General features: G+C 46.6%; 10 protein-coding genes, 1 tRNA gene and 1 pseudogene. 5 read left to right on the top strand and 7 right to left on the bottom strand.

Features of this window, described 5'->3' with window-relative positions; genetic code table 11:
• Positions 1-64: 64 nt before the first annotated feature.
• Positions 65-1,180: a transglycosylase SLT domain-containing protein gene (locus FTU86_RS04310; RefSeq protein ID WP_005176374.1), complete on the bottom strand. Its 1,116-nt coding sequence runs from the start codon at positions 1,178-1,180 to the stop codon at positions 65-67.
• Positions 1,181-1,546: 366 nt separating this feature from the next.
• Here FTU86_RS04310 and greB point away from each other — a divergent pair, with 366 nt between their 5' ends.
• Positions 1,547-2,041, top strand: a complete 495-nt coding sequence (gene greB, locus FTU86_RS04305) for a transcription elongation factor GreB (protein ID WP_005176376.1) — start codon at positions 1,547-1,549, stop codon at positions 2,039-2,041.
• A gap of 90 nt (positions 2,042-2,131) precedes the next feature.
• Positions 2,132-2,221, top strand: a tRNA-Ser gene (locus FTU86_RS04300).
• A 287-nt stretch (positions 2,222-2,508) separates the two neighbouring features.
• On the opposite strand, the pseudogene FTU86_RS04295 reads toward FTU86_RS04300, so the two are convergent.
• From FTU86_RS04295 to FTU86_RS04270, 6 genes and pseudogenes are all read right to left on the bottom strand, one after another.
• A pseudogene (locus FTU86_RS04295) lies at positions 2,509-2,928 on the bottom strand (Lrp/AsnC family transcriptional regulator); the annotation flags it as partial.
• 271 nt (positions 2,929-3,199) lie between these two features.
• Entirely contained in the window at positions 3,200-4,828 is a 1,629-nt protein-coding gene (locus tag FTU86_RS04290) for an iron ABC transporter permease (protein WP_180048271.1), read from the bottom strand.
• A gap of 80 nt (positions 4,829-4,908) precedes the next feature.
• A complete protein-coding gene (locus tag FTU86_RS04285) occupies positions 4,909-5,922 on the bottom strand; it encodes an extracellular solute-binding protein (RefSeq protein ID WP_180048280.1) in 1,014 nt (337 codons plus the stop codon).
• A 24-nt stretch (positions 5,923-5,946) separates the two neighbouring features.
• Positions 5,947-7,059 (bottom strand): ABC transporter ATP-binding protein, encoded by a 1,113-nt coding sequence (locus tag FTU86_RS04280; protein ID WP_163142489.1) that lies wholly within the window; start codon positions 7,057-7,059, stop codon positions 5,947-5,949.
• Positions 7,060-7,368: 309 nt separating this feature from the next.
• Entirely contained in the window at positions 7,369-8,061 is a 693-nt protein-coding gene (locus FTU86_RS04275; protein WP_005176460.1) for a pirin-like bicupin family protein, read from the bottom strand.
• 169 nt (positions 8,062-8,230) lie between these two features.
• The gene (locus tag FTU86_RS04270) at positions 8,231-9,469 is read right to left on the bottom strand and encodes a L,D-transpeptidase (protein WP_180048272.1); all 1,239 of its coding nucleotides are present in this window, start codon (positions 9,467-9,469) and stop codon (positions 8,231-8,233) included.
• Between the two features lie 204 nt (positions 9,470-9,673).
• Between FTU86_RS04270 and hemE the strand changes: the two genes are divergently transcribed.
• The 3 genes from hemE to FTU86_RS04255 all read left to right on the top strand — a co-directional run bounded on the left by hemE (position 9,674) and on the right by FTU86_RS04255 (position 12,191).
• Complete coding sequence (gene hemE / locus FTU86_RS04265; RefSeq protein WP_005176463.1) at positions 9,674-10,744, top strand: uroporphyrinogen decarboxylase; 1,071 nt, start codon at positions 9,674-9,676, stop codon at positions 10,742-10,744.
• A 28-nt stretch (positions 10,745-10,772) separates the two neighbouring features.
• Positions 10,773-11,597, top strand: coding sequence for a DUF817 family protein (locus tag FTU86_RS04260; protein ID WP_180048273.1), 825 nt, complete (start codon positions 10,773-10,775; stop codon positions 11,595-11,597).
• Between the two features lie 123 nt (positions 11,598-11,720).
• Positions 11,721-12,191, top strand: a complete 471-nt coding sequence (locus FTU86_RS04255; RefSeq protein ID WP_005176467.1) for a DUF3015 family protein — start codon at positions 11,721-11,723, stop codon at positions 12,189-12,191.
• Positions 12,192-12,200 lie beyond the last annotated feature (9 nt).

Below are 12,200 nucleotides of genomic sequence, written 5' to 3'. Positions count from 1 at the left end.
CCGACACAAAAAAGCTTACCCGAAGGTAAGCTTTTTTTTGCCTTGAAGATCAACGGTGAAGCATTTAAATATTCACCAGCTGCGGCGTGGTCTTGATGTGTTCCAGATAGGCACGGATACGGGTCACGTATTGTAAGGCCTGACGATAACGTCCGTTCTTGGCTTTATTGCCGTCTAAGTAAGCATACAGGTTGACCCAGTTGTTCGGGTTTTTACCGGTGGCCTGAATACGCTTCTGAATCTGGCTCACGGCACCCGGACCCATGTTATAGGCCACCAGTGCATACCAGTTACGGTCTGGAAACGGAATATGCTTATAACGGTTCAGCATCAGGTTGTAATACTTGGCACCGCCCTGAATGCTCTGGGTTGGATCGGTACGGTTACTGACGCCCATGGCTTTGGCTGTGCTGTTGGTCAGCATCATCAAACCACGAACACCGGTTGGTGAAACAGAGTTCGGCTTTAAGTACGATTCCTGATAACCAATGGCCGCCAGTAAATGCCAGTCCAGATCATACTGCTGCGCAGTGCGCTGGAAGCTGGCCTTATATAAAGGCATGCGATTGCTTAAGTCACGCTGGATAGTATTCCAGGATTCCTGCTTAACCACATTCTGGTTATAGAACGAGGCCAGCTGGTTGATGGCACCGCTTTGTTTGCCACGGCAGACAAAGGCACTGGCGGTCTGGCTCAGCGGATCATCGGCATGTTTAAATACCCAGTTTAAATTGCTGTTTAGGCCATTTTTCTGCAAGGTGTTTAAATCGCCACAGGTGGCCGAAAAACCGGTCAGATGCTTGTTTTCAATGCTCTGAATACTGGCAGTGGTCATGGCAAAGTTGGCTTTACCTGACGCCACCCATTGCAACGCTGTCGCATTGTCCGGTACGGTTTTAAACTCGAGTTTGACATTCAGGCTATGCGCATAGTTGCGCACCAGGTCATAACCAAAGCCATGCAGATGCTGACTGTTCTGAAACACGGTGGTCGGATTCGAAACAGAAACCACGGTCAATTTATTGTGATTGACCACGCGATCAAACTGATACGCTGCTTTACTTGCATTAATACTATGAAACGGAATTAACGCACTGCTTAATACTAAGACTTTTAAAGGGAGAGAGTTGAAAAAAGAGTGAAGGCCAAGCCTCGACCCAGAAGTTGAACTACTGTGCATGTTGTCTCCGCTACAAGTAATTTATGCCCTACAAAGCAGGAGGCAAAAGGCCTCAGACTTTTTCAAGTTTGATAAATTCAATAAGAGGGTGGGCACTCATGACGTCATTCAAAATGACATGGGATGAAAGATAAAAAATGTGGCTACGCCACACAGGTTAAAAAATGATCACAATTAAAAGATGTGCGCATAATAAAGACCAAAATTTGAGTTGTCAAATTTTGTCCATAAAAAAATAAAAAACTGTTTCATAAGTAAATGATTCTATTTGGGAAAAACATTTTATAAACTTTAAAAGTGGAGTAATTGGGGAGAAGGCAGCAGTTTTTGGTAAGCTACAGGCATATTTTTCTGCTGTTAAAGGCCATGAAATCGAGCTTAATTACCCGTGGTGGACATGACAAACTGGTCGCGGAACTTCAGCATTTGTGGCATGAAGAACGCCCTGAAATTACCAAAAAAGTGAACTGGGCGGCCAGTCTCGGCGATCGTTCGGAGAACGCTGATTACCAATATAACAAGCAGCTGCTGCGCAAGATTGACCGCCGGGTGCGTTACCTTGGCAAGCGACTGGAAGAGCTGCGAATTATTGATTTTTCACCTGAACAGGAAGGCAAGGTCTATTTTGGCGCCTGGGTCGATATTGAAAATGATGACGGCGAGCAGAAAACCCTAAGAATTGTCGGGGTTGATGAAATTTATGATCATCATCCACAACATATTTCAATTGACTCGCCAATGGCGCGCGCCTTGCTGGGCAAAAGTGTGGATGATGAAGCAGTAGTGCAGACGCCATCAGGTGCAAAACACTGGTATATTGTCGATATTCGCTATGAAAAGTTTGAAAATTCAGCAAATTAAACGATTTTGATTTTATTTTGTACAGTCGGTTGCGAAAACCTGGAAAAATATTTGCCAAGTTAAAAATTTCTTTATATGATAGCCGCCATTGGAAGCGTGGCAGAGCGGTTTAATGCACCGGTCTTGAAAACCGACGAGGGTGTGAGTCCTCCGTGAGTTCGAATCTCACCGCTTCCGCCAAATTCAAAAAGCCCTGACATTGTCAGGGCTTTTTTTATTGCGCTCCGTTTTATTTTTATATTCTTTATATGGAGCTGATTTATTTTAAAGAGGAGAGCTAAACATATTTTATAGGTATTATATAAATACCTTTAAGATATATTATTTTGCTTCGAATATCTAAAAATAAAAATCCATAAAATATGAAAAACGAATATTTATATAGATTGCTTTTCTATAAAATAATCATCGATAATCTTTCACCTGTCGCAATGTATATGCGACAGATGAAGATTAAAATCAATTATTTAAATTTTATAGGTTGACAGTAATATATTGGTTTCACTGTTATAAATCCCTGAAATACTTCTGATCCGACTTAAAATTAAATCAAAATTCACCAAATTGTCGGACTGGATTTCTACCAGTAAATCCCATTTGCCATTCGTCGTATGTAAGGTCTGAATAGCCGGATCGAGACGTAGCTCCTTGATGACGGCCTGTGCCTTGTTGCCTTCCACCATAATACTCATCCAGGCCTGAATAAGCTGCGGATTCCGGTTCGGTTTAATGCGTACCGTATAGCCGGTAATGATGCTAGTCGCTTCCATATACTCGATTCGCTTTTGAACCGTGGCCCGGGAATTTCGGGTTTTCTGCGCAATTTCTGTAATTGAGATACGTGCATTTTCTCTTAACAATCCAAGTATTTTATTGTCCGTTTTATTTTTTTAAACGGATGAATAATTGGTTTTTAATTCTTGATTCTTAGTTATTATTGAATAATAAAAAAATAATTGGATTTAAGGATAATATTCTAAGCACTATCTGCCTAAACTATTTCTGAATAAAATTCTTTATCCCAAGCTTATTGAAAATCAAAAGTGTATCTCTATTTTATAAGGCTATTCTCTTTAAACGATTTTCACTATAAAAAGAGAGAAGGCTAAACTTGCACTCAATGTTGAAGCAGAGTTTAGCCAGTTCATCTAGTTCAGATTAACGTACAGTTTTCCCCAACCGTGCCAGTAAAATCACTGGAATCAGTCCGACCAGAACAATCAATAAGGCTGCAATTGCGCCTTCTTCATAGGTACCACGTGAGGCTTCGGCATATAACTGCGTGGCCAGGGTTTCCATATTCAGCGGACGTAGCAACAATGTGGCCGGCAGCTCTTTCATACAATCCACAAAAATCAGTAAGGCTGCTGAAATCAGTGCAGGACGTAATAAAGGCAAATGGATACGGGTCAGAATCCCGCCTTTGCTCTGGCCCAGATTACGTGCGGCATCATCAAAAACGCCATGAATCCGGTTATACCCCGATTCAATCCCGCCAATTGAAATGGCTAGAAAGCGTACCGCATAGGCGTAAATTAAGGTGAAACTGGTGCCTAAAAACAGCAGGCCGGTATCCAGACCAAGCTGGAATTCCAGAAAATCCGCTACGGCGTGATCAATCGCGCCCAAAGACAGCATCAGGCCAATGGCCAGTACGGTGCCCGGAATGGCATAGCCCAAACTGGCAACCCGGCTTAGCCAGCTGCTTCGGCTAAACCGTGCGGTACTCACAATCATAAAGCCAATCAGCATGGTCACAAAAGTGGCAATACTGGCTAAGGTAAGCGTATTGATTGAGGCTTGCAGCAGATATTCAGAGAAACCGGCATATTGTAAACGCTGATAAGATTCGACCAGTAAATGACTGATCGGAATTAGAAAACCAATAATCACCGGAATCAGCCCTAGACCGAATAGCAGCCAGGCTTTGGCGCCGGTCACTGGCTGGGCGGGCATCAGCCGGCTACGCTGGGCCGAGTTCATATAGCGCTGTTTGCGTCGCCCCAGCCGTTCTACCAGTACCAGCAGGCTAATGATCAGCAACATAAAAATTGCAATCTGGGCGGCACTGGCCAGATCGGACTGGTTGGTCCAGGTCGAATAAATTGACAGGGTCAGGGTTTTAATGCCCAGAAATTCGGTGGCACCAATATCATTGATGGTTTCCATCAGGGCCAGACTGGCACCAACCGCAATGGCCGGGCGAGCCAGCGGAATCGCAACCCGGAAAAATACCTGTTCCGGTTTTAATCCCAGACTGCGCGCTACTTCAATCAGGCTGGCTGACTGCATCAGGAACATGGCACGGGTGCTTAAATAGACATAGGGATACAGCACAAAACTAAGCAGAAAAATCGCGCCCCAGAGCGAGCGGATATTCGGAAACCAGAGCTGCTGCATTTCTAGCTGAAGCCAGTCCCGCAGCAGGGTCTGCACAGGACCAATCGGATGCAAAATATCAATATAGCTATAGGCAATAATATAGGTCGGTACGGCCAAGGGCAGTAACAATGCCCAGTCCAGAAAACCACGGCCACGGAATTGATAGGCCGTGACCAGCCAGGCACTGCCGGTACCAATCAGAATCGTCAGAATCCCGACACCAAGCAGCAACAGGCCGGTTTCAATCAGGGTGGGAGGAATCACATATTGCAGCAGATGGTCCCAAATCTCGCTATTGCCCTGTAAGGCCGTCCAGAGCAAAGCCAGCACAGGCAGACAGGCCAGCAGGGTAAACAGGCCACTGAGTGAAAAAAGTGCAGTTACAGGAGATTTTTTCTGGGTCATCGGGGGATCAACAGGCTGGACATGGACACAAGACTGATAGCACGAGCAGCAGTCTGCCCGCGCTATCTGATGATTCAGGTTTAGTGATTAAACTGGACTTTATCAACCAGCAGATTGGCTGCCTTACGATGGCGAGCAATCTCACTTAAACGCAGTGAATCAATATCTAACTTGCCGAAACTGGCGATAATCGGATCAATCTTCACGCCTGGTTTGACCGGATATTCATAACCACTTTGTGCATACATGGCCTGAGCCTGATCTGAGGCCAGGAACTCCAGTAACTGTACCGCTTCTTTGCGGTTTGGCGCATGTTTGGCTACAACTGCACCTGAGACATTGACATGGGTGCCGCCATTTTTAAAGCGCGGTAACACCACATTAATGGCATTGCCCCAGCGCTGCTGTTCAGCATTGCCATTGCGCATGGTGCCCACATAATAGGTATTGGCCACACCAATATCACAGATTTTACCCAGAATATCGCGCGCCACATCGCGGTCACCGCCACTGGCCGGACGTGCCAGATTGGCTTTAACCCCACGTAACCAGGTTTCTGCCGCTTTTTCACCATGATGGGCAATATAGGCGGCAATTAACGCGGTATTGTAGGGATGGCTGCCCGAACGGATATAGATTTTGCCTTTCCATTGCGGATTGGCCAGATCTTCATAATGAATGGCGTTCAGTGGGGTACGTTCTTTGGAGGCATAGACTGCACGGGCACGCATTGACAGGGCATACCAGTGGCCATTGGCTGCACGTAAATTGGCCGGAATGGCATTATTTAATACTTTGGAATTCACGCGCTGGGTGAGATCTGCTTCGACCAGATCCACCAGATTGCCAAAATCGACGGTCAGCATCACATCGGCCGGTGAACGGCGTCCTTCAGCTTTCACTCGCTCCAGCAGGCCATCTTTAATAAACACGGTATTGACCTTAATGCCGCTGCTTTCGGTAAATTCTTTTAATAAGGGCTGAATCAGCACCGGTTCACGCGTGGTATACAGGTTTACCTGCGCGGCTTGCGCCAGACCGCTCAGCGCCAGCAGGCCGCTGGCCAGCAGTGGAATTTTGATTGTTACTTTCATCATTTTTCATTCCTTATTGTCAATTTAAAAAGTATTGGCCACTTCAGTCGTGGTGGTGGCTGCCGGCTGTGAATCTTGGACGAAGAAAAAACACTGCTGCAGATCGAGGCTCACATAGACCTGTTCCTGATAAGCGGTGTGTGCCGGGCTGACCTGCGCCAGAATAATGTTTTCGGGGTCCAGTTGCAGGCGTAACTGTTCGGCATGGCCCATAAAGCTGGAGGACAGCACCGTCGCCGGGATTGCGCCGGCTGTCGGCTGGCTAAACACCTGCACCTGATGTGGACGGAAACAGCAGCGGATTGGCTCTTGGTGCTGCACCAGCGCTTCACTGATGGGATGTGTGCCAAAACAGGTCTGTAACTGCTGCGCGACACGCTGCGCCGGAATTTCATTCAGGGCAGAAAAATAACGGGCGGCAAATAAGGTGGCTGGCTGTCGGTATAGGGCTTTCGGCGTACCGATCTGAATAATTTCGCCCTGATGCATCAAAATAATCTGATCGGCAATTTGCAGCGCCTCTTCCGGATCATGGGTGACAATGACTGTAGTGGTGCCAGTCTGCTTCAGAATCTCGATGGTATTTTGCCGGATCTGGTCGCGCAGGCGATGATCGAGATTGGAAAAAGGTTCATCCATCAAAAGCACCTGCGGTTTAGGTGCCAGGGCACGGGCCAGGGCCACGCGCTGCTGCTCGCCACCAGACAGGGTATAAGGATAGCTGTGCAGATGATGCTGCATCGAAACATGCTGTAGCGCCTGCTCAGCCACCGCCTGACGCTGTGCTTTGGGCAGTTTTTTCAGGCCAAACATGACATTGTCCAGTACGCTTAAATGCGGAAACAGGGCATAGTCCTGAAACACCAGACCAATATTGCGCGCTTCGGCTGGAATCTGTTGCTGTTCATTCCACAGGATTTGCTGTTCAAGCTGGATTGAGCCACTGCTTGGGGTTTCTAATCCGGCAATCAGACGAAGCATGGTGGTTTTGCCACAGCCAGAATGGCCCAGCAGGCAGAGAATCTGTCCGCGCTGTGCAGACCAGCTGGCCTGATGCACCGCAAAACGAGAGCCGAATTGTTTGCTCAGTTGCCGAATGGTCAAGACATTGGCCTGAGCTGCAGTATAAGCATTCATGGTCAATTCACAGGATGATTTTTATGCAGTTATCATAACTGAGAATTTTTCTCATGTAGAGTGTTTTTACCAATGAGAATGTAAATAGTTTCAGTTTTGAGAGTTTTATCGGGTTACAGGCAATCGGCCGATTTTATTCAGTTTATTTTCATAAATGGTATTTGAGTTGCTGCAAAGGGTGCAGCTTAAACAGACTGTTCACACTCAGGTAAAAGTCAATCAAGGCCGGCTTTAAGACATAAAAATAGCCGCTCAATGGAGCGGCTATTGGGCCAAAATCATCATGGCCCTTGGGAGAGAAGGACGGGTTTATTTGCCCGGTAAGTCAAACCAGATCATCTGGCTTTCTTCGGTTGCCTGAATATCCGCATGTTCCGCGAATAACAGTGCATCACCAGCTTTAACCGTATGTTCACCAATCTGCACTTCACCACGAATCACATGCACATAGTTGAGCTGCTGGGTCGCCTGTACGTTTAGGCTTTGGCCGGCTTCAAGTACCGCGGTTTTCACTTCAGCCTGCTGGCGAATATGCATTGGAGCCTGTTCGTTCGGGCCAACAATCAGGTGCCATTGGTTCGGCTGTTCACGTGGGTCGAGTTTAATTTGCTGATAATTTGGCTCTGCATCACGCACATTTGGATGAATCCAGATTTGCAGCATATGCACTGGTACATCGCCCTGGTTGATTTCACTGTGCTGAACCCCGGTTCCGGCGCTCATCAGCTGCCATTCACCCGCACTGATATGCCGTTCATTGCCCATGCTGTCTTTATGTGAAATGGTGCCATCCAGTACACAGGTTAAAATTTCCATGTTGTCATGCGGATGGGTACCAAAACCATTGTGGGCAGCAATCCGGTCATCATTAATCACACGAAGCACACTCACACCCATGTATTTCGGGTTGTACCAGCTGCCAAATGAAAAGCTGTGTTTGGTGTCTAACCAGCCGGCTTTAACATGACCACGTTCTTCACTACGATGTAAGTAGGCGTTCATCAGATAATCCTCTAATTCTTTTTGAGCTTGAGGCTATCTTAGTGTTTTACCTGGTGCCTGTTCTAGGCATGGAATGCAACATATCGTTCCAGATTCGCAACGTCATAGATTCAAACCTCCGTAATCAAAAAAGCCTGCATCGGCAGGCTTTTTATGGGGTATAAGCAGATTATTCGAGGAATTTAACCGTAACCCCTGAACGGACTTTACGGCCCAGGTCGTTGGCATCCCAGTTGGTCAGACGGATACAGCCATGCGAATAGGATTTAGAAATCATCGACGGGTTTGGCGTACCGTGAATACCAAAGGATTTTTTGCTCAGACCAATCCAGATATTCCCCACTGGACCGTTTGGACCTGGTGGTAAGGACAGCGGCTTCATGTTTTTGCCCTGGATAAAGTTACTTGGTGAGTAGCTGTACCACGGGTTTGGTGCCACGCCAGTCACTTTATAAGTCCCGGTTGGTGAAGGGGTGTTGGTATTACCAATACTGGCCGGGAATGATGCGATCATCTGGTTGCGGCTGTTAAATAGATACAGCTGTTTAGCACCTTTATGCGCCACAATCAGATGGATATCTTCCGGCAGGTCATTACGTACATTGGCCACAATCAGTTTCTGACCGGCTTTGTTAAAGTTGGCATTTGGATTGAGCTTTTTCAGGAAGTTCTCATCCATATGGAACTTTTCACCCAGCATTTCAGTGACGCTGGTGTAGTGCAGGCCTTTCATTTTGGCTTGCAGTGCATAGTCGCCCGGAATTGATTTGACATACGGACCTTTCAGGTCATCTTCAGTAATGGTGTATTCCACGAAAGCCGGTTTTGAACCCTGACGGGCAATTAAAGCATCCCAGGTTTCCTGCGTCAGCACACCAGTCGGTTTAATGCCGTTCATCTGCTGGAAAGAGGCAATCGCTTTCAGGGTATTTTTACCGCTGGTTCCATCAATTGCGCCCGGAGAAGCATGGGCATTATTGAGCATCACATGCGCGCGCGCATAGACCGGGAACTGGCCTTTGCCAATATTTTCATACCAGCTGGCATTGTTCAGGCCATCTAAAGTCCAGGAGGCTTTGGCTGGCGCTGTGCTGACTGAAGTTGTTGCAGGCGCAGCAGTTGTCGGTGCGCTGCCAATATCAGCCTGGGTATCTTCGGCATTTTGCAGGTCTTCTAGGGTCGCTGAAGCCTTGTTTAAATCTTGTTCTTCTTGTTGCGTAATCTGCGTTTCAACTTCTGAAGGTACGACTGCCGCTGATGCGTCTGTTGCAAGCGGATCAATCGGATCTTCAACCGCTGTATCGCTAATCAATTGAGGATTCAACGGCTGTTCAGCAGTGGTTGCAGCCAGGGCTGTACCAGCAAACATGCAACTTAAACTCATTGCGAGTACTGTGCGAACGAACATGTAAGTCAACCTTAAGAATTATTCATTTACATTTTAAAAACTACACAAGTATTACAGAAAAAATGAGGAGATGCAGTATCTGTTTTGTGTAAATATCACTTTTATCTTTTACAGTCCGGCATTTTTAAAGGACTAAAGAAGTTATTAAAATTTCTGCCTTTTTGATATGATGGATGCAAGATTCAGTCGAAGTTAGGAAAGTAAATGACGGCCTTAAAAAATGATCGTTTTCTACGTGCCTTGTTGCGTGAACCCGTAGATACCACGCCGGTATGGATGATGCGTCAAGCAGGACGTTATCTGCCTGAGTATCGTGAAACCCGTGCCAAGGCCGGAGATTTTCTTTCCTTGTGCAAAAATACCGAATTTGCCTGTGAAGTGACCTTACAGCCTTTGCGCCGTTATGAGCTGGATGCAGCCATTCTATTCTCCGATATTTTAACCGTACCGGATGCTTTGGGCTTAGGTTTGTACTTTGAAGCTGGTGAAGGTCCGAAGTTTCATAAAACCGTGCGTACCGAGCAGGATGTCGCCAATCTGCCGAATTTTAATGCCAAGTCAGATCTGGACTATGTCATGAATGCGGTGTCGACCATTCGTTCGGCTCTGGGCGGACAGGTGCCGTTAATTGGTTTTTCTGGCAGTCCGTGGACGCTGGCGACTTATATGGTTGAAGGTGGTTCAAGCAAGGATTTCCGCTTTACCAAGCAGATGATGTATGCCCAGCCGGAAGTGCTGCATGCCTTGCTCGACCGTCTGGCAGTCGCTGTGATTGACTATTTGAATGCGCAAATTGATGCTGGTGCACAAGCGGTGCAGATTTTTGACAGCTGGGGCGGGGCACTGGCGCATCGTGAATATATCGAGTTCTCGCTGAACTATATGCAAAAAATTGTAGCGGGTCTGCAACGCGAAAAAGATGGCCGTAAAATTCCGGTCATTCTATTTACCAAAGGCGGCGGTCAATGGCTGGAGCCAATGGTGGCCACCGGTGCCGATGCCTTTGGTCTGGACTGGACCACGCCATTAAATGTGGCGCGCCAAACCGTGAATGGCCGTGCTGCCTTACAGGGCAACCTCGATCCAGCCACGTTATATGGAAGCCCGGACTCAATCGCCAAGGCGACTAAAGCCATGCTGGATGATGCCTATGCGCATGGTGAAAAAACCGGCTATATTGCCAACCTGGGACATGGTATTACCCAATGGGTTGATCCGGCCAATCCGAAAGTCTTTATTGATACGGTACATGAATACAGTGCCAAGTACCTTTAAGAAGATGCAACAATATTAGGATTCAGCCTTGATCACAATTTTAAAATCAGGTTTTGAATTCACTTATAAGGCAGCTTCGGCTGCCTTATTTGGAATTTTATTGCTGATTGCTTTTGCTTTTACCGCCAGTCTGGGTAGCCAGGACTATTACGGTTTTTTCCGTTATGACTATTTGCTGTTTTATGCGGTCCTCATCCAGATTTTACTGCTGTATCTCAAGCTGGAATCCTGGGCCGAGGCCAAAGTCATTGCGCTGTTTCATCTGCTGGCGATGATTATGGAAATTTTTCTGACCCATCCGGCGATTGCGTCCTGGCAGTATCCGCAGCCGGCCGTATTTAAAATTATGACCGTGCCGCTGTTTGCCGGGTTTATGTATTCGGCTGTCGGCAGTTTCTTTGCCCGGTCCTTGCGTTTGTATCGGGTATCTTTTACTCGCTTGCCGGGTTTTGCCAATATGCTGAGTCTGGCGGTGCTGTCTTATATTAATTTTATGAGCAAGTTTTTTGTGCCGGATATCCGCTATGTGCTGTTTGCCTGGAGCGTACTGATATTCTGGAAAACCCGTATCGAGTTTGAATTGCAGCATCACCGGATGCAGCTGCCGATGTTACCGGTCTTGTTGTTACTGGCCTTTATTATCTGGATTGCAGAAAATATCAGCACCTTTTACCAGATCTGGCTGTATCCAAGTCAGGTCGACAGCTGGCATATGGTTGGCTGGGGCAAGTTGGGGTCCTGGTATCTGCTGTTATTGCTGAGTCTGGTGCTGGTCTTGAAAATTCTGGGTGATCGTCAGCCAAATGGCATCTGGCAACTGAAACCTGCGCACTTAAAGGATACAGAAAAATAATTTTTCCACTTTGGTATAAAGTGTTTTGTGTTCGCTGGCGGATGCGTTATCTTTAAACAGTGTAATAAAAATTACACATTGTGAAACAATAACAAACTCAGATAATAAATTCTGGAGACTTTTATGTTAAAAAAATTAGCTTTGGCAGCAGTATTGGCAGCAGGTTCAACAGCAGCATTTGCAGACGCTGATGCCGGCTGTGGTATTGGTTCTCAAGTTTGGGCAGGTCAGTCTGGTAAAGTGCCTAAAATTTTAGCTGCTACAACCAATGGTATTTTTGCAAACCAGTTGTTCGGTATTACCTTCGGTACTTTAGGCTGTAGCGGTACTGGTACTGTAACTGCGCAAGTGGTGACATTTACCAATGAAAATGCCGAAACGCTGGCGCGTGATATGGCTGTAGGCGAGGGTGAAAGCCTGAACGTACTGGCTGAATTACTGAGCATTAAAGCAGAAGACAAAGCACGTTTCTTTGCAGTGACCAAACAAAACTTCTCTGAAATTTATTCAGCTGACAACCAGACTTCTGTTGAAGTGCTGGCTTCTTTACAGTCAGTGATGGCACAAGACGACATCTTAAAAGCCTACGTCTAATTAAGCATC

The sequence above is a fragment of the Acinetobacter sp. YH12155 genome (genome assembly GCF_013418255.1).
GTDB lineage: Bacteria > Pseudomonadota > Gammaproteobacteria > Pseudomonadales > Moraxellaceae > Acinetobacter > Acinetobacter indicus.
Note: the sequence above shows the minus strand (reverse complement) of the source record. Positions and strands in the feature narration are given on the sequence as shown.

Coding starts and splice junctions, on each gene's coding strand:
- FTU86_RS04310 (WP_005176374.1), bottom strand. CDS start 1,180: ATGCACAGTAGTTCAACTTCTGGGTCGAGGCTTGGCCTTCACTCTTTT.
- greB (WP_005176376.1), top strand. CDS start 1,547: ATGAAATCGAGCTTAATTACCCGTGGTGGACATGACAAACTGGTCGCG.
- FTU86_RS04290 (WP_180048271.1), bottom strand. CDS start 4,828: ATGACCCAGAAAAAATCTCCTGTAACTGCACTTTTTTCACTCAGTGGC.
- FTU86_RS04285 (WP_180048280.1), bottom strand. CDS start 5,922: ATGAAAGTAACAATCAAAATTCCACTGCTGGCCAGCGGCCTGCTGGCG.
- FTU86_RS04280 (WP_163142489.1), bottom strand. CDS start 7,059: ATGAATGCTTATACTGCAGCTCAGGCCAATGTCTTGACCATTCGGCAA.
- FTU86_RS04275 (WP_005176460.1), bottom strand. CDS start 8,061: ATGAACGCCTACTTACATCGTAGTGAAGAACGTGGTCATGTTAAAGCC.
- FTU86_RS04270 (WP_180048272.1), bottom strand. CDS start 9,469: ATGTTCGTTCGCACAGTACTCGCAATGAGTTTAAGTTGCATGTTTGCT.
- hemE (WP_005176463.1), top strand. CDS start 9,674: ATGACGGCCTTAAAAAATGATCGTTTTCTACGTGCCTTGTTGCGTGAA.
- FTU86_RS04255 (WP_005176467.1), top strand. CDS start 11,721: ATGTTAAAAAAATTAGCTTTGGCAGCAGTATTGGCAGCAGGTTCAACA.